14 protein-coding genes are annotated in these 16,343 nt (G+C 73.1%); 8 read left to right on the top strand and 6 right to left on the bottom strand.

Features of this window, described 5'->3' with window-relative positions; all coding sequences use genetic code 11:
• Positions 1-21: 21 nt before the first annotated feature.
• The 6 genes from AB0398_RS07055 to AB0398_RS07030 all read left to right on the top strand — a co-directional run bounded on the left by AB0398_RS07055 (position 22) and on the right by AB0398_RS07030 (position 7,083).
• On the top strand, positions 22-645 hold the full coding sequence (locus AB0398_RS07055) for an isochorismatase family protein (RefSeq protein WP_366372826.1): 624 nt from the start codon (positions 22-24) through the stop codon (positions 643-645).
• 6 nt (positions 646-651) lie between these two features.
• Positions 652-1,317 carry a 4'-phosphopantetheinyl transferase superfamily protein gene (locus AB0398_RS07050; RefSeq protein WP_366372825.1) on the top strand — a complete coding sequence of 222 codons (666 nt, stop codon included), beginning with the start codon at positions 652-654 and terminating at the stop codon, positions 1,315-1,317.
• A gap of 193 nt (positions 1,318-1,510) precedes the next feature.
• Positions 1,511-3,007 (top strand): MFS transporter, encoded by a 1,497-nt coding sequence (locus AB0398_RS07045; protein ID WP_366372824.1) that lies wholly within the window; start codon positions 1,511-1,513, stop codon positions 3,005-3,007.
• 134 nt (positions 3,008-3,141) lie between these two features.
• On the top strand, positions 3,142-3,414 hold the full coding sequence (locus tag AB0398_RS07040; protein ID WP_366372823.1) for a GlsB/YeaQ/YmgE family stress response membrane protein: 273 nt from the start codon (positions 3,142-3,144) through the stop codon (positions 3,412-3,414).
• Positions 3,415-3,845: 431 nt separating this feature from the next.
• Entirely contained in the window at positions 3,846-5,843 is a 1,998-nt protein-coding gene (locus AB0398_RS07035; protein WP_366372822.1) for a sigma-70 family RNA polymerase sigma factor, read from the top strand.
• A 46-nt stretch (positions 5,844-5,889) separates the two neighbouring features.
• The gene (locus tag AB0398_RS07030; protein WP_366372821.1) at positions 5,890-7,083 is read left to right on the top strand and encodes an MFS transporter; all 1,194 of its coding nucleotides are present in this window, start codon (positions 5,890-5,892) and stop codon (positions 7,081-7,083) included.
• Between the two features lie 12 nt (positions 7,084-7,095).
• On the opposite strand, the gene rph is transcribed toward AB0398_RS07030, so the two are convergent.
• The gene (rph, locus tag AB0398_RS07025) at positions 7,096-9,702 is read right to left on the bottom strand and encodes a rifamycin-inactivating phosphotransferase (protein WP_366372820.1); all 2,607 of its coding nucleotides are present in this window, start codon (positions 9,700-9,702) and stop codon (positions 7,096-7,098) included.
• A gap of 256 nt (positions 9,703-9,958) precedes the next feature.
• Between rph and AB0398_RS07020 the strand changes: the two genes are divergently transcribed.
• On the top strand, positions 9,959-10,627 hold the full coding sequence (locus tag AB0398_RS07020; protein WP_366372819.1) for a macro domain-containing protein: 669 nt from the start codon (positions 9,959-9,961) through the stop codon (positions 10,625-10,627).
• 85 nt (positions 10,628-10,712) lie between these two features.
• Positions 10,713-12,329 (top strand): ADP-ribosyltransferase domain-containing protein, encoded by a 1,617-nt coding sequence (locus AB0398_RS07015; RefSeq protein WP_366372818.1) that lies wholly within the window; start codon positions 10,713-10,715, stop codon positions 12,327-12,329.
• Between the two features lie 69 nt (positions 12,330-12,398).
• Here the strand turns inward: AB0398_RS07015 and AB0398_RS07010 are convergent, their stop codons facing one another.
• From AB0398_RS07010 to AB0398_RS06990, 5 genes are all read right to left on the bottom strand, one after another.
• Positions 12,399-12,788 (bottom strand): hypothetical protein, encoded by a 390-nt coding sequence (locus AB0398_RS07010; protein WP_366372817.1) that lies wholly within the window; start codon positions 12,786-12,788, stop codon positions 12,399-12,401.
• 119 nt (positions 12,789-12,907) lie between these two features.
• Positions 12,908-13,345, bottom strand: a complete 438-nt coding sequence (locus tag AB0398_RS07005; RefSeq protein WP_366372816.1) for a hypothetical protein — start codon at positions 13,343-13,345, stop codon at positions 12,908-12,910.
• Positions 13,346-13,515: 170 nt separating this feature from the next.
• Positions 13,516-14,358: an RNA polymerase sigma factor SigF gene (locus AB0398_RS07000; protein ID WP_366373019.1), complete on the bottom strand. Its 843-nt coding sequence runs from the start codon at positions 14,356-14,358 to the stop codon at positions 13,516-13,518.
• A 148-nt stretch (positions 14,359-14,506) separates the two neighbouring features.
• Positions 14,507-14,950 carry an ATP-binding protein gene (locus tag AB0398_RS06995; RefSeq protein ID WP_366372815.1) on the bottom strand — a complete coding sequence of 148 codons (444 nt, stop codon included), beginning with the start codon at positions 14,948-14,950 and terminating at the stop codon, positions 14,507-14,509.
• 114 nt (positions 14,951-15,064) lie between these two features.
• Positions 15,065-16,012 (bottom strand): PP2C family protein-serine/threonine phosphatase, encoded by a 948-nt coding sequence (locus AB0398_RS06990; protein ID WP_366372814.1) that lies wholly within the window; start codon positions 16,010-16,012, stop codon positions 15,065-15,067.
• Positions 16,013-16,343: the final 331 nt, after the last annotated feature.

Here is a 16,343-nt window from a genome sequence, read left to right as displayed (position 1 = left end):
CCCTCCTCGAAACGGACCGTCATGAGCCTCCCCGCCGTCCCGCCCTACCCGATGCCCCGCCCCGACGACCTGCCGGCCAACCGGGTGGACTGGACCGTCGACCCGGACCGCGCCGTGCTCCTCGTGCACGACCTCCAGAACCACTTCCTCACCCCGTTCGACGCGGAGGCGGAGCCGCTCACCGCGCTGCTCGCCAATCTGAACCGGCTCCGCAAGGAGGCCGCCCGGCTCGGCGTGCCCGTCGTCTACACCGCCCAGCCCGGCGGGCAGACGCCCGAGCAGCGCGGCCTCCAGCAGGACTTCTGGGGCCCCGGCGTCCCGGACGACCCGCACGCCGTGGCCATCGCGGACGCCGTCGCGCCCGAGCCCGGCGACATCCGCCTCACCAAGTGGAAGTACAGCGCCTTCGTCCGCACCGACCTCCTGGAGCTGCTGCGCGAGCAGGGCCGCGACCAGCTCGTGGTCACGGGCGTGTACGCGCACATCGGGGTCCTGATGACGGCCTGCGACGCGTGGATGAGCGACATCCGGGCCTTCGTCGTCGCGGACGCCGTGGCCGACTTCTCCGAGCGCGAGCACCGGATGGCCCTGGAGTGGGCGGCGGGCCGCTGCGCCGTCGTCACGACGACCGACCGGGTGTTCTGACCCGCCGTGCGCTACGAGGAGGTCCCGGGCCACCCGGGAGTGGTGACGGCCCGCGTGTCGGAGGCCGCGGGCCCGGCCCGCGCGCTCACGTCCGTGCTGGACGACGAGGAGCGCGCCCGGGCCGCCCGCTTCCGGTTCCCGGCGGACGCGGACCGGCACCGGGTCGCCCACGCGCTGCTCCGGCTGGTCCTGGGCCGTCACGTGGGCGAGCCCCCCGGGCGGCTCGTCCTGCTCCGCCGGCCGTGCGCCGGCTGCGGCGGCCCGCACGGCAAGCCGTACCTCCGGGGCCACGACGCCGCGCACTTCTCGCTCTCCCACGCGGGGGACCGGGTCCTGGTGGCGGTCGCCCCGGTGCCGGTCGGCGTGGACGTCGAGGCGGTCCCGGAGGCCGGCCTGGTGCGGGACATGACGGGCGCCCTCCACCCGCGCGAGCGGGCGGAGCTGGACGCCCTCCCGGCCGCCGCCCGGCCGGCCGCGTTCGCCCGCTGCTGGACCCGGAAGGAGGCCGCGCTCAAGGCCTCGGGCACGGGCCTGGCGCGGGGCGCCGCCGAACCGTACGCGGGCACCGCCGCCCGCCCGGCCCGGATCCCCGGCCTTCACCTCGTCGACCTGCCCGTGCTCGACGGCCACCTCGCCGCCCTGGCCCTGCTCACCCCGCCCGAAACGGCGTGACGCCCGGGGGCCGTTCGTCCGGCACACGGCCCCTCCGGCCTCCCGACGCGTGATCCCTCCGCCCTCCCGGTGCACCACGGCTCTCCGGCATCACCCGGCCCCGGCGCGCCGTTCACCCGCATGGGCCACAGGGTTCCGGGCACCCGGGGGAAGGGGTCTTGCGGGGGATCACGCGACGGAGAGGGAACCATCCATGGCTTCTGAAGTGTCACGGGCCTCCTCACCAGGCCCGGAAGAGTCGTCGACGGTCACCACCGCCGTCCCCGCCCGCCTCGACCGCCTTCCGTGGTCGCGGTGGCACTGGATGATCGTGATCGGCCTCGGCACCGTCTGGATCCTGGACGGCCTGGAGGTCACGATCGTCGGCAACGTCGCCGGCCGCATCGCCGAGGACGGCAGCGGCCTGGACATCACCGCCGCCCAGATCACCGGCGTCGCCGCCGCCCTGTACGTGGCGGGCGCCTGCTCGGGCGCGCTGTTCTTCGGCTGGCTGACCGACCGCTACGGCCGCAAACGCCTCTTCATGGTGACGCTGGTCGTCTACCTGGCGGCGACCGCGATGACGGCGCTGTCGTTCGAGACCTGGTGGTTCTTCCTCTTCCGGTTCCTCACCGGCTTCGGCATCGGCGGCGAGTACGCGGCCATCAACTCCGCCATCGACGAGCTGATCCCGTCGCACTACCGCGGCCGGGTCGACCTCATCATCAACGGGAGCTACTGGCTGGGCGCGATCGGCGGCTCCCTGCTGTCCATCGTGATGCTGGACACCGACATCTTCCCGAAGGACCTCGGCTGGCGGCTCAGCTTCGCCCTCGGCGTCGTCCTCGGCCTGGTCATCCTGCTGGTGCGCCGGCACGTCCCGGAGAGTCCGCGGTGGCAGTTCATCCACGGCCGGGGCGACGAGGCGGAGGAACTCGTCGGCGCCGTGGAGAGGGAGATCGAGGAGGAGAAGGGCGCCCCGCTGCCCCCGCCGGACCGCGAGATCACCATCCACCAGCGCAAGAGCATCGGCTTCGGCCTGATCGCCAAGACGGTCTTCCGGTCCTACCCGCGCCGGGCGGTCCTCGGGCTCTCGCTCTTCATCGGGCAGGCGTTCCTCTACAACGCCATCACGTTCGGCTTCGGCACCATCCTGATCACCTTCTTCGACGTGCCCACGGGCAGCACCGGCTACTACTTCGCCGTGATCGCCGCGGGCAACTTCATGGGGCCGCTGCTGCTCGGCAAGCTCTTCGACACGGTCGGCCGCCGGATCATGATCTCGTCGACGTACCTGCTCTCCGGCATCCTCCTGTTCGGCACCGCCTGGCTCTTCGACCGCGGCTCGCTGACGGCCACGACGATGACGGCCTGCTGGTGCGTGGTGCTGTTCTTCGCGTCGGCGGGCGCGTCCAGCGCGTACCTGACGGTCTCCGAGATCTTCCCCATGGAGACCCGCGCGATGGCCATCGCCTTCTTCTACGCCCTCGGCACGGCGGCCGGCGGCATCAGCGGCCCGCTGCTCTTCGCGGACCTGACCGCGTCCGGCGTCGTCGGCGACACGGCCCTCGCCTTCCAGATCGGAGCCGGGCTGATGTGCGCCGCCGGCCTCGTCGCCGCCTTCCTGGCGGTCAACGCCGAGCGCCGCTCCCTGGAGGACATCGCGGAGCCCCTGTCGACGGCGCGGCCGGCCTCCTCCGCCGACGCCTGAGGTCCGGCGCCGGACGCCCGACGCCCGATGCCTCCGGGGGACGTTTGGATCCTCGAAATCGGCGCAAACGTTCGATGTAAGCGTTCAATAAGCACGGAACGGGCCGCACGGCACACGCGAAGGAGACGGGAACCATGGGAATCATCGCTTGGATCGTCATCGGACTGCTGGCGGGCCTCATCGCGAAGGCCCTGACCCCCGGGCGCGACCCCGGCGGGTTCATCATCACCACGCTGCTCGGCATCGCGGGCGGCCTCCTCGGCGGCTGGCTCGGCAAGGTGATCTTCGGGGTCGACTCCATCGACGGCTTCTTCGAGCTGTCGACCTGGATCGCGGCCATCATCGGCTCGGTGATCCTGCTCCTCCTCTACCGCCTCTTCACCGGCAACTCGCGACGCCGCGCGTAACGGCGTGAGGCCAGGTCACCCGGCCCTCCGCACGATCCGCACACGACGCGCGCACGGCCCGCCCCGGGCCCCGCACACGGCCCCGCCCCCGGTTCCCCCGAGGGCGGGGCCGACGCGTGTCCGGCGGCCGGAGGTCCGCTCCCCCGGTCCGTCCGCTACCGTGGGGCGCGCTCTCCGCCCGGGCCGACCGCGCCCGGGCGCTCCGTCCCGCACACCGAGGAGGTCCGCGTGTCGCCCGTCACCTCCCTTGGCGCGCCCGCGGGCCACGGCGTTCCGCCGACGCCCCGAAAATCCGCCGGACGCGCCCGGCCGACCCCCGCTTCCCGGATCTTTTCCGGAAAGCCGGGGGATTTCTGTTATCGGCCCGGCGCCCGGCGGTCTCCCATGTGTTGGCCCCCGAGGACGACCGGAACAGGCAGGGTGATTCGAGCATGAGTACACAGCAGCTCACGGAGCTGGTCAGGGCCGCGCAGAGCGGGGATCCGCAGGCGCAGGACCGCCTCCTCACCCACCACCTGCCGCTGGTCTACAACATCGTGGGCCGGGCGATGAACGGCCACCACGACGTGGACGACGTCGTGCAGGAGACGATGCTGCGGGCGCTCGCCGGGCTCGGCGACCTGCGCGCCCCGGACAGCTTCAGGTCCTGGCTGGTGGCCATCGCGATGAACGTCGTCCGGGGCCACTGGCACCGGCAGCAGAACTCCTTCGTCACGGGCGGCCTCGACGACGCCCGCGACCTCCCGCAGCCGGGCGCCGACTTCGTCGGCCTGACCGTGGTCCGGCTGAACCTGTCCGGCCAGCGGCGCGAGACCGCCGAGGCGACCCGCTGGCTGGAGCCGGACGACAGGGCCCTGCTGTCCCTGTGGTGGCTGGAGTGCACGGGCGACCTGACCCGCCACGAGGTGGCCTCGGCCCTCCAGCTCTCCCCGGAGCACACGGCGGTGCGCGTCCAGCGCATGAAGGCGCAGCTGGACGCCGCCCGTGTCGTCGTGCGGGCCCTCACCGAGAACCCGCTCTGCCCCGACCTGCGGTACGAGCTCGGCGGCTGGGACGGGCGCCCCTCCGGGCTCTGGCGCAAGCGAATAGCCAGGCACGCCCGCGCGTGCGCCCACTGCGCCGGCCTGTCCCACGGCCTCTACCCGGCCGAGGGCCTGCTCGCCGGACTGCTCCTCGTCCCCCCGGCCGGACTGCTGCTCGCGGCCTTCCGCGAGCGGGCGGGCCTCGACCTCGCCACCGCGACCGCCCCGCTCGGCACCCCCGCGTACGAGCCGGTCTCGTACGGACAGATGCCGTCCGGACAGGCTCCGTACGGGCAGACCTCGTACGGGCCGACCCCTTACGAGCAGACCTCGTACGGACAGACCTCCTACGAGCAGGTCCCGTACGAGCAGTCGGGGCCGACCGGCCACGAAATACCCCAGACCGGTGGATACGCCCACGAACCGGCTGGATACGTCCAGGAGTCGGCGGAGTACGCCCACGAGTCGGCGGAGTACGCGTACGAGCCGCTGGAGCCGGCCGGGTACGAGTCGGCGGGAGCGGCCGGACCGGCCTCCTCCCCCGCCGTCGGCGCCCGCGGCGCCCGCGCCACGCGCCGCCGCAGGCGGGAGCAGCAGCAACAGCGCGGACGCCGACGCGTGGCCATCGCCGCGAGCATGGCGGTGGCCGCCGTCACCGGAGGGGCCTTCACCCTGGTCAACGGTCCCGACGAGGACGACCTGACGGCCCTGGACGCGCCGCGCGCCTCGACCGTGGACCTCACGGTCCCCGCGTCGGCCCCGGCCGGAGGCTCGACGGCGACCACCGCCTCGGCCGCGGTCACGCCCACGGCCACGCCGTCCGGCACGCCCCGGCCCAGCAAGACCGTCTCCGCCAAGCCCAAGGCCACCACGTCGGCCCCGGCTCCGGCCACCACGACGGCCGCCGCCCCGCAGACCTCGCGGCCGGCCGTGACCAAGCCGACCCGCAGGCCCACCCAGGCGCCCGTCACGAAGGAGCCGACGACCCCGAGCCGTCCCACGGCCACGAAGCAGGACTCCGGCCACAGCTCCGTCGAGGAGCAGGTGATCGCCCTGGTCAACGCCGAGCGGGCCAAGGAGGGCTGCGGCGCCGTCACCGGGAACTCCCTCCTGGCCAGGGCCGCCCAGGGCCACTCCGACGACATGGCCGCGCGGGACTTCTTCGACCACACCAACCCGGACGGCGCAGGGCCCGGCGAGCGCGTCACGTCCACCGGGTACGGCTGGTCCACCTACGGCGAGAACATCGCGATGGGCCAGCGGACGGCGGAGCAGGTGATGGAGTCCTGGATGAACAGCCCCGGCCACCGCGCGAACATACTGAACTGCTCGTTCAAGGAGCTGGGCGTCGGCCTGCACACGGGTGACGGCGGTCCCTACTGGACCCAGGTCTTCGGCGCGCGCTGACCCGGGGTCCCGCGCCGGGTCCGGCACCGGGGTTACGGTCGGCGGCATGGTTGGTGATCGTCAGGGGTGGCTCCGGTGCCTGCTCGGCGGGGCCGTGTTCGTCGTGGGCATGGCCGGCACCACGCTGCCGACCCCGCTCTACCCGCTCTACCAGGAGAAGTTCGGGTTCTCCGAGCTGACGGTGACCGTGGTGTACGCCGTGTACGCCTTCGGGGTCATCGGAGTGCTGCTCCTGGCGGGCAACGCCTCGGACACGGTCGGCAGGCGCCCGACGCTGCTGTGGGGCCTCGGGTTCGCGGTGGCGAGCGCCGTCTGCTTCCTGTGCGCCGACGGCCTGGGGTGGCTGTACGCGGGCCGGCTGCTGTCGGGCCTGTCGGCGGGCCTGTTCACGGGCGCCGCCACCGCCTACGTCATGGACCTGGCGCCGCCGGGCGGCGCGTCCCGGGCGACACTGGTGGCGACGGCCGCCAACATGGGCGGCCTCGGCTGCGGCCCCCTGCTCGCGGGACTGCTCGCGGAGTACGCCCCCGAGCCGCTGCTGCTCCCGTTCGCCGCGCACCTCGCCCTGGCGGTCCTCTCGGCCGTCGTCGTCCTGCGGCTGCCGGAGACCGTGCGGGAGGTCCGGCCGCTGTCCGCCGTACGGCCCCGGTGGCCCGCCCTGCCCGCGCCGGTCCGCCCGGTGTTCGTGCCGGCGGCGCTCGCCTCCTTCGTGGGCTTCGCCCTGTTCGGGGTGTTCACCTCGGTCAGCCCCGCCTTCCTGGCACGGTTCCTGGACGTGGACAACCACGCCGTGACCGGTCTGGTCGTGGCCCTCGCCTTCTTCTCCTCCACCGCCGGGCAGCTCGCCGTCGGCCGCGTCGGGGTGCCCCGGTCCCTGCCCCTGGGCTGCGCCGTGCTCTTCGCCGGCCTGGCCCTCCTGGCGGGCGCGCTCGCCACCGAACTGTTCGCGCTCGTCGTCCTGGCCGCCGTCGTCGGCGGCACCGGGCAGGGCCTGACCTTCCGCGCGGCCCTGTCCGCTGTCGCCGGGGCCGCGCCGGAGGACCGGCGCGCGGCGGTGATCTCGACCCTGTTCCTGGTCGCGTACACGGGGATCTCGCTCCCCGTGATCGGCGTCGGCCTGCTGAGCGGGCCGCTCGGTCTGGAGCGGGCCGGCCTGGTGTTCACCGGCTGCATGCTGCTGCTCGTGGCCTGCGCCGCCGCCTATCTGCTCCGGCGGCCGGTGGGGGCGGGGACGCGGTAGGACGGCAAGGCCTCACGTCAGGATTTCGACGTACCCGTCGGTGCCGTGCACGCGGATCCGCCGCCCGTCCTCGATCAGCCGGGTGGCCCCGGCCACGCCCACGACGGCCGGCAGGCCGTACTCCCGGGCGATCACCGCCCCGTGGGTCATCAGGCCGCCCACCTCCGTGACCAGGCCCGCGATGCCGACGAACACGGGCGACCAGCTCGGGTCGGTGAAGGCCGTGACCAGGATGTCGCCCGCTTCGAGGTCGGCCTCTTCCATGTCGAGGACGACGCGGGCCCTGCCCTCGACGGTGCCGGCGGAGACCGGCAGCCCGGCGAGGGCGCCGTCCGGGACGTCGTCCCGCCGGTAGGACCCGTCGAGGACCTCGCCGTCCGAGGTCAGCACCCGGGGCGGGGTGAGCGCCCGGTGCGCCCGGAACTCCTCCTCGCGCCGCCGGACGAGCCCCTCGTCCACCCGCCCCGTGCGCACGGCCTCGTGGAACTCCTGGAACGTCAGGTGGAAGACGTCCTCCACCGCGGCGAGGACACCGGCCCGCACGAGCCGCTCCGCCTCCTCCATCAGGGCCCGCTTGTAGACGGCGTAGCGGCTGACGATGCCGTACTTCGGATACTCACGGTATCCGGCGAAGGTCCGGACCCGGTCGATCATCCGCTTGGTCTCCTCGGCCTTCCGCTCCCCGTCGGGCAGGACCCGCAGGCGGGTCAGCACGTCCCGCTCCTTCTCCCGCGCCGTCCGCAGGCCCTGCTCGAAGCGCCGCTCGGCGGCGCCCGGCCCGAAGTTCCTGACGTTGTCGAGGATCGCGGGCACGAGCGCGGTGGGGCGCTCGCGCCAGCGCGGCCTGGTGATGTCGATCTCGCCGACGCAGCGCATGCCGTACCGGTCGAGGTAGGCCTCCAGGGCGTCGCGCGCCCCGGCCCCGCCGGGGAGCTTCGGCAGTTCGTCGAGGAAGCCGTCGTCCTCGGCGCCCTCCAGGAAGGCCACGACGTCCGGATGGGGGCGGATCGCGTCGGCGACGTCGAGCAGGGCGAGGCCCATCTCCGACGTGACGTTGTCGGGGGCGGACAGCGTCAGCGCGTCGGCCGCGTTCTTCTCGCCCAGCCACTCGAAGAGCTTGTCGTTGAGCCACCAGGTGGCCTCCATGCCCGCCGTGAGCACCTGGAAGCTCAGCGGATCGCCGAGGACCCGCTTGTGCTCCTCGAAGGCTTCGAGGAGGAAGTCGAACAGCTCCGGTCCGCTCTTCGTCCGGATGTCGCGCTCCAGGGCGGCGACGGACGCCCGGCTGCGTTCGATCAGCGAGGCGACGATCGCCGGGTCGGTCTCGACGGAGGCGGGCGCCCCGCCGGCCGCGGGCGCGCCGGGACCGGCGTCCGGCAGCGACGGGACGAAGCCGTCACGGTCGAGGACGGTCTCCAGGGCGTCCCTGATCAGCGGGTCGCCCTTCCCGACGACCTCCAGGAGGCCGGCCCGGCTCGCGGGCGAGGCCAGGCGCCGGGTGACGTCGACGAACAGCCTCCCGCCGGCCTCGTGCATCGGCACCATGGCCGTGAGCTGCCACATGGAGTACCCCAGGGGCTTCATGGCGTCGGTCATCATCTGCTGGTGCCCGACCGAGACGTAGACGTGGTTCTCCCCGTCGCCGGCCTCGGGAACGGGGAACAGCGTGGTGACCGGCCGGCTCTGGACGATCACGAAGTCGTCGTCGACCAGACACCACTCGATGTCCTGCGGGCGGCCGAAGCGCTCTTCGATCCGCCGTCCGAGCCGTACGAGCCGCACGACCTGCTCGTGCGTCAGCGCCGGCCGCTCCCGCCCCTCCGCGTCGACCGCCGCCTCCCGCGTGCCGCCGCCGGGCAGGGGGTGGAGGGCGTGCCGTTTGTCGGCGATCGTCGCGGCGACGACCTCATCGTCCCGCACGGTGAAGACGTCCGGGTTCACCAGGCCGGAGACCAGGGCCTCGCCGAGTCCGAGTCCGGCGTCCACCGTGGCGGTCCTCCGGTCGCCGGTGACGGGGTCGGCCGTGAACAGGACTCCGGCCGCGCGGGGGAAGGCCATCCGCTGGACGACCACGGCCATGCGGACCGTGCGGTGGTCGATGCCGTTGCGGTGGCGGTAGACGACGGCCCGCTCGGTGAACAGCGAGGCCCAGCACCGGCCGACGTGCCGGAGGACCTCCTCCGCGCCCACGACGTTCAGATAACTGTCCTGCTGGCCGGCGAAGGAGGCCGTCGGCAGGTCCTCCGCCGTGGCGCTGGAGCGGACGGCGTAGGCGTTGTGCGCGCCGAACCGGGCGAGCGCGCCGGTGACCGCCTCCGCGACGTCGTCGGGTACGGCGGTCGCCTCGACGGCGCCGCGGATCTCCGCGCAGATCGCACGGATCGCGTCCCGGTCGTCCCGGTCCTCCGGGTCCAGGAGGGACAGCCGGTCGAGCAGCCCGTCGAGCGCGGGCGTCCGCTCCACGACCCGCCGGAAGGCCTCCGTCGTCACGCAGAAGCCGGCCGGCACGCGGACGCCGTCGAGCCGCGACAGCGCGCCCAGGTGCGCGCCCTTGCCGCCGACGAGCGCGATCCGCGTCTCGTCGGTCTCCTGGAGGTCCCACACGTACCGCGCGTGCATCGCGCTCCTCTTTTCCGCAGGTCATGGCCGAGGCCGACGATTCTGCGCCACGACGGGGGCCTTGCCGCAAGCCCCCCGGTGCGCTATAAGTTGAGCACGGCGAGGAGAGCGATCTCCTCGCCTTCGTCGTTCCCGCACCGGTCCCCCGTCGGTGCCTCCGCGGTCCTCCTCCGGGCGGATCGGGACGCCGGGGCGTTGTCAGTGGGGCCCTATAGCTTCGGAGTTGTTCGAGAAGCTGTGCGAGAGGGGCGGACTCATGAGTGTCCGGCATGCGTTGAGGGTCGTACTGGTCGACGTGAACGCCGAGGTGGTGGCGGCCTGGCGGTCCGCGTTCGCGGACACGCCCGAGGTCGAGATCCGGCGGGGCTCCCTCCTGGACGTCGACGTCGACGCGTGGGTGTCCCCCACCAACGCCGGGGGCCGGATGGACGGCGGCGTCGACGCCGTCGTCAAGCGGTACCTCGGCGCCGGCATCCAGGTGCGGGTGCGGCGGGCGATCCGCGAGCGGTTCGGCGGGAGTCTGCCGGTGGGCAGCGCGGTGTGCGTCCCGTCCGGGGCCGCCGTGCCCCGCTACCTGATCTCGACCCCGACCATGCGCCAGTCCTCGCAAGACGTCGGCGAGACCATGAACGTGGCCCTGGCGTGCGCGGCCGCGTTCCAGGCGGTGCACCTGCAGAACCGGGCGGAGCCCGGCAGCGTCCGGTCGGTGGCACTGGTGGGTCTGGGGGCGCAGACGGGGCGGGTGCCCGCGCAGGTGTGCGCCAATCTGATGTGGACGGGCTACACCCTGTTCCACGACCACGGGTTCGCGGATTACGACGAGTTGAGGGCCGCGGTACTGGGGCAGCTCGACGACATCCGGGGAGCGGGGTCCGCGCGGCGGGTCCGGATCGACGTGCCGCGGCGGCCTTCCTTTCGCCGCTGACCCGAAGACGCCGCAGGGCCCGCAGAACGACGCCGTCCCCGCCGACTCCGCCCCCTCCGTACCGAATCCCGGGAGTTCCGCCCCCATGAGCGATGCCGACGTCTCCGCCGCGGGTGATCCGCTGAAGCTGGCCGAGCTGTTCACCGGTGGCGGCGAGCCGTGGCTGCCGCTGCTCGCCCCGGTGATCGGGGCGCAGCCGGGGGCCGCCGACTTCATCGGCCCGGAGCGGAGCCCGGAGGTGGTGCCGGTGAGGGAGTTGACGTTCCAGGCCCTCAAGCCGCATCCGCCGCACAAGTGGAAGGTGGTCGCCTTCGGCCAGAACCCGTATCCACGGGCGGAGAGCGCGACCGGCATCGCGATGTTCGACAACACCTTCCACGACTGGAAGGACAGCCAGTTCGGCCGGGTGGCCAGCATCCGCTGCATCATCAAGGCCGCCGCGATGTGGAAGTACGGCATCGTCAAGAAGACGCCGATCGCCGACGTCCGGGCCCTGTTGGAGAAGGAGGACACGGTCCCGCCGCCTGAGTGGTTCCAGGCGATGCTGACCCAGGGCGTGCTGCTGCTCAACGCGTCCCTGACGGCGAGCGCGGACGGGTCGGTGCCGACCGACCGGCACACCGCGTTCTGGCGGCCCGTGGCCGAGCAGATCGTGGAGGAGATCCTCCGGGCCAAGCAGGAGGCCCCGGAGGAGGACCGGGGCGTGGTGTTCGCCTGGTGGGGCGCGCACGCCCGGAGCCTGAAGCGGGTCGTCCAGCGGCTGGAGAAGAAGTACCCGGGGGTCGAGGTCCGGCACCTGGACCACGCGAATCCGGCGGCGCAGGGGGACGTCTTCTGCGAGGGCGACCACTTCGCCCGGGTGAACGACGCCCTGGCGGCGGTGGGGACCGAGCCGGTCGACTGGCTTCCGGTGAAGGGCTGGGACCGGGAGGCGGCGGGGTCCGGAGCGCCGGAGGACGGTGGGGTCGCGGAGCGGATGGGGGCGTTCATCGCCTCGACGATGGAGCTGCACCAGCTCTATCTGGAGCGGCTCACGAGCGTCAAGGACGAGGGCCTCGTCCTGCCGCCGATCACCGGTGTGTTCGACACGCCGCTGATGGACTTCCGGAAGGCCGTCGAGCCGGTGTCGGGGGTGCTCCGGAACCTGGACCGGCACATCGAGCGGTCGGGCCTGTTCGGGGAGGCGAAGGCCGCGTCGGCGGAGGACGTCGGCGGGCTGTCCGCCGACGCGATCTCGGCGCTCCACCTGTACACGTGCGAGTCGGCGTTCTACCGCGAGATCAACGCCGTGCTGCGGTCCCCGGACCGGGAGCGGCTGGTGCCGTACCTGCCGTACCTGCGGCTGCTGTTCTCGGCGGTGGCGGAGCTGCCGGCGCGAAAGGAGCCGCTGTGGCGGGGCGTGGCGCTGGACCTGCGGTCGCAGTATCCGGTGGGGCGGACGGTGACCTGGTGGGGCGTGTCCTCGTGCACGTCCGAACCGGCCGTGGCCCGGGGGTTCCTGGGGAGCCGGGGCAAGCGGACCCTGTTCGAGGTGACGCCAGCGAGGGCGGTGGGGATCCGGCGGTTCTCCGCGTTCACCGGCGAGGAGGAGTACATCCTCACGCCGGGAACGCGGTTGGAGGTGACGGAGGTGAAGGCCGAGCGCGGGGGTCTGTGCACCGTGCGGCTGACGGAGCTGGAGGGCCCGGGTCCGGTGTCCTGAGCGGCCGCTCCGGAGTGGTTCGCCCGGGAGCGGCCCGCCTCGGGGCGATCCGCCTCGGAACCGCCCGGCTCAGAGCAGTCCGACGGCGTGGGGCGGGGCGTAGACGTGGCGGGCGAGGTGCTCGCCGCCGCAGCGGACGAAGAGGTCCCGGTGCGGGCCGGGTTCCCGCTCGCGGGCGATCCGCTCCCGGTGGCGGGCGCAGGTCTCGCAGCCGGGGTCCCAGTCGGGCAGGAGGTCGCGGTGGCGGGCGGCGAGGTGGGTGCCGAGGGCGATCTGGGTGGTGACGGTGCTGTCGAACGGGTCCCAGTCGACGCCGCGTTCGCCGGTGAGGCGGAGTTCGGCGATCCGGTCGCCGACGCTCCGCATGGTGCGGTAGAGACCGGCGCACTCGTCGCAGTCCCACATCCAGGGCGGAGGCAGGGGCCACTCGTGGCCGGGGTCGATCTCGTCCGGGCTCATGGAAGGGACGATAGTGCGCGGGGCCCGGAACTCCGGGCCCTTTCCCCGAACAGGCGGTTACCGTCCGGTACCGGGACGCGGCGGCCCCGGGCACGCTATGACGCTCTTCCCCGGCCGGGCTACAGGTCCTCGCAGAGGGATCGGGCCCGGTCCAGCTCCTTCTTCACCTCCGCGTTGAACTCGAAGGTCATGGAGAACCGTTCCCGGGAGCCGCGGACGGCCTGGGCGAGCGGCTTGTACCGCGCGTCCCCCGCCGCCGCCGCCGTGGAGAGGGCGCCGGCCGCCGCGTAGCGGTTGAGGGCGATCTCGCCGGGGGCGCCCTTCGCGGTGGCCTTTCCCGGGTCGAATCCTTCGAGTGCCCGGCACGCGGCGTGCGCGTCCGCGGCCGCGCCTTCTCCGGCGGAGGCGGTGTCCCCGCTCAGCATCCAGGCGGCGCCCGTCCCCGCGACGCCGAGCAGGAGCCCGGCTATGAGGGAGAGGGCCACGGTTCTGGTGCGGTTGCGGGGCGGCTCGGAGACCACGGGCGCGGGAGCGGCGTATGGCTGCTGTGGCTGCATGCGGCCCAAAATAGCCCGCCCGCTCACCGCCCTGGCAAGAGGCGGACCGCCCCGAAGCCTCCCGTGTCCGGGCGGACTCGGCGGCGTCCGGGGACGGCGGCACGGGGAACGGCCTCACCGGAAGGGGGGGCGGTGAGGCCGTTCGGTTCCCGTGGGGAAGCGGGGAGAGGTCACTCCATGGGGGCGAGCATGCCCTTGCGGAGGCGGGCCAGGTTGCGGGAGAGCAGCCGGGAGACCTGCATCTGGGAGATGCCGAGCCGCTTGCCGATCTCCGACTGCGTCAGCTCCTCCACGAACCGCAGGTGGATCAGCAGCCGGTCCCGCTCACCGAGCTCGGCGACGAGGGGCGCGAGGGCGTGGAAGTCCTCGAACAGCTCGAGCGCCGGGTCCTCTTCTCCTATGAGGTCGGCGAGCATGGCGCCGCCCTCCTCCCCCTCGCCGCCGACGGTGGCGTCGAGCGAGGTGGAGTTGTAGCCGTTGGAGGCGATCCGCGCCTCGATGACCTCGTCCTCGGAGAGGTTCATCAGGGCCGAGAGCTCCGCCACGCTCGGCGAACGGCCGAGGCGGGAGCTGAGCTCCTCCGTCGCCTTGGCCAGCTCCACGCGGGCCTCCTGGAGGCGGCGGGGAACGTGGACGGCCCAGGAGGTGTCGCGGAAGAACCTCTTGATCTCCCCCACGATGCAGGGGACGGCGAAGGTGGTGAACTCCACCTCGCGGGAGATGTCGAACCGGTCGATGGCCTTGATGAGGCCGATGGTGCCGACCTGGACGATGTCCTCCATGTCGTCGCCGCGGGCCCGGAAGCGGCCGGCCGCGTAGCGCACGAGCGACATGTTCATCTCGATCAGCGTGTTGCGGGCGTACTGGTACTCGGGCGTTCCCTCCTCCAGCACCGCCATCCGGTCGAAGAACACCTTCGACAGCTCGCGCGCGTCCTTCGGCGCCACCTTGCCGGGGGCCTCGAGTACGGGAAGGCCCCCCGCGGTCTTCTCGGCGCCGGTCTTCGTCTCCATCAGCACTGTGGTCGGCACTTCGATGACCCCCTCTTTCGTCGACAACGAGTCTTCCCCCGGACCGCCCGCATACCCCGGGTCTCACGGAGCATGCACATCTTCTTGAAAATTTCTCTCCGAGCGTGCGGAGCCCTCGTCCGGGCGGTGTTCAGACGAGGGCGAGGCGCGCCCTGACCCGCTTCCCGGAGGGGTGCGGCTCGACGCTGACGCTCTCGCAGACGGCGACGACGATCTCCACGCCGTGCTGGCCGATGCGGCCGGGGTCGTGGCCCCGGGGCACGGGAGAGGTCTCCAGGCGGTCGAACACCGAGATCTCCAGAGCGTCCTCGAAAAGTTCGAGGAGCAGTCGGCAGGGGCCGGGCGCGTGGCGCACGGCGTTGGTCACCAGCTCGCTGACCACCAGGCGCGCGAGGTCGACGCGCTCGCGTGCGACCGGCCGGCGTCCCGCGGCCGGTGAGGCGGTGAGGAAGTCGGCGGTGAAGTCGCGGGCGGACGCGACCATGCCGTCGTCGGCGTCCGCGCCGTCGTAGTCGACGCTCGCGTACAACAAGGGCTCCTGTGTCGCGCGCTCCGCGGCGATCGCGTCCGTCATCGGCCTGCCTCCCCTCACACGGCTCGGTGCCGTGCTTCGTACCTCATCCTGCGCACCTTCCCTCCTTTGCGATTTCCACACCATCGGCCTCCGAGAACGCGCACACGGCCGTACTCATACGGCGGATGGGCCGGGAAGCCCTCCCCGATCCCCATCCGCGTCCGCGCGCGGCCCGGCGGGCCCACGGCCGTGCCAGTCCAGACAGAGTACGAGAACGTCGTCCGGCAGTCCGCCGGGGGCTTCCTCGCGCAGCGCCCGGACGACGGCGCGGGGGGCGTCCGCGCAGTCCGCCTGGCGGGCTCCCTCGATCGCGCGGCGCACCGAGCGGTCGAGGTCCGTGTCGCCGCCGTCCGGCGGGGCCTCGCCCCGGTCGCAGGCGACGAAGACGAGCCGGTCGCCGGGGAGGACGCGGAGGCGCTGGGTGACGTAGACGGTGTCCTCGAACATGCCGAGGGGCAGTTGCCGCTCCAGGTCGATCCGCTCGGCCGCCGCGCCCCGGCCGCGCCAGACCGTGGGCGAGCCGGCGTCGACGACCAGCACCTCGCCGGTGGCGCGGGCGAAGCTCAGCAGGAGGGCGGAGAGGGACCGCTCGCCCCGGTGCTGCCCGTAGAGCGCCTGGTCGGTGAGGCTGGCCTGGCCCACCAGGTCGAGGCCGGCGCGCCGGGCGTTGCGGATGGCGTTCAGGGCAAGGCTGCTGACCAGGGCGGACGGGGTGTCGGGGCCGGTGCCGTTGGCGACGACCAGGGTGAGCCCGTCCTCGGTCGCGCACCAGTCCAGGACGTGTCCGCCCGAGGTGTAGGAGGGCTCCCAGTAGGCGTGCAGGTCGAATTCCGGACCGGTGCACGCCCGCCCGGGCAGCACGCCCCACTGCATCTCCGCCGGGACGCTGAGGGCGTTCGCCCTGCGCGTCCGGCGGTACAGGTCGGTGTGGCGGTCCGCGACGCGCAGGGCGTGTCCCAGCGTCTCGGCGATGTCGGCGAGTTCCTCGGTCGCCGCGGGAGTGGCCAGGTCCGAGGGGAGGACGACCACGAGGACGCCGTACCGCTCGCCGCGAACCGTCACGGGAAGGTACGCGGTCGCCGTGGGCCCGTCACCACCGAAAAGATATGGTTGCTGTGTGGAAAGCGCGTGACCCGCGGGCCCCGGCCCCACGGCCACGTGCCGCATCCTGTCCGGAGCCTGCACGGGCTCGACGGGGCGCAGCGACGTGAGCCCGTAGTCGAGGAGCAGGAGATCGGCGGAGAGCACGGCGAACCGCCGGGCCAGATCGACACGGAGGGAGTCCAGGAGGCGGTGTGGCGGCGCCCCGCGCAGAGCGCGTTCCACTGTCACGTGTCGATCCACCGAACCCGTACCGCCTTCTGGAGAGATGTGGAGATGACCGGCGCGTCGC

Source organism: Streptomyces sp. NPDC086147, assembly GCF_040702165.1.
Classification (GTDB): Bacteria; Actinomycetota; Actinomycetes; order Streptomycetales; family Streptomycetaceae; genus Streptomyces.
The sequence above is the reverse complement of the archived record's forward strand: the minus strand, read 5'-3'. Positions and strand labels throughout refer to the sequence as shown.

Excerpts from the sequence above, each read along its gene's own strand:
- rph (WP_366372820.1), bottom strand. The coding sequence starts at position 9,702 with ATGCACGCGCGGTACGTGTGGGACCTCCAGGAGACCGACGAGACGCGG.
- AB0398_RS07020 (WP_366372819.1), top strand. The coding sequence starts at position 9,959 with ATGAGTGTCCGGCATGCGTTGAGGGTCGTACTGGTCGACGTGAACGCC.
- AB0398_RS07040 (WP_366372823.1), top strand. The coding sequence starts at position 3,142 with ATGGGAATCATCGCTTGGATCGTCATCGGACTGCTGGCGGGCCTCATC.
- AB0398_RS07010 (WP_366372817.1), bottom strand. The coding sequence starts at position 12,788 with ATGAGCCCGGACGAGATCGACCCCGGCCACGAGTGGCCCCTGCCTCCG.
- AB0398_RS07005 (WP_366372816.1), bottom strand. The coding sequence starts at position 13,345 with ATGCAGCCACAGCAGCCATACGCCGCTCCCGCGCCCGTGGTCTCCGAG.
- AB0398_RS07045 (WP_366372824.1), top strand. The coding sequence starts at position 1,511 with ATGGCTTCTGAAGTGTCACGGGCCTCCTCACCAGGCCCGGAAGAGTCG.
- AB0398_RS07035 (WP_366372822.1), top strand. The coding sequence starts at position 3,846 with ATGAGTACACAGCAGCTCACGGAGCTGGTCAGGGCCGCGCAGAGCGGG.
- AB0398_RS07055 (WP_366372826.1), top strand. The coding sequence starts at position 22 with ATGAGCCTCCCCGCCGTCCCGCCCTACCCGATGCCCCGCCCCGACGAC.
- AB0398_RS06995 (WP_366372815.1), bottom strand. The coding sequence starts at position 14,950 with ATGACGGACGCGATCGCCGCGGAGCGCGCGACACAGGAGCCCTTGTTG.
- AB0398_RS07015 (WP_366372818.1), top strand. The coding sequence starts at position 10,713 with ATGAGCGATGCCGACGTCTCCGCCGCGGGTGATCCGCTGAAGCTGGCC.
- AB0398_RS07000 (WP_366373019.1), bottom strand. The coding sequence starts at position 14,358 with ATGGAGACGAAGACCGGCGCCGAGAAGACCGCGGGGGGCCTTCCCGTA.
- AB0398_RS07030 (WP_366372821.1), top strand. The coding sequence starts at position 5,890 with ATGGTTGGTGATCGTCAGGGGTGGCTCCGGTGCCTGCTCGGCGGGGCC.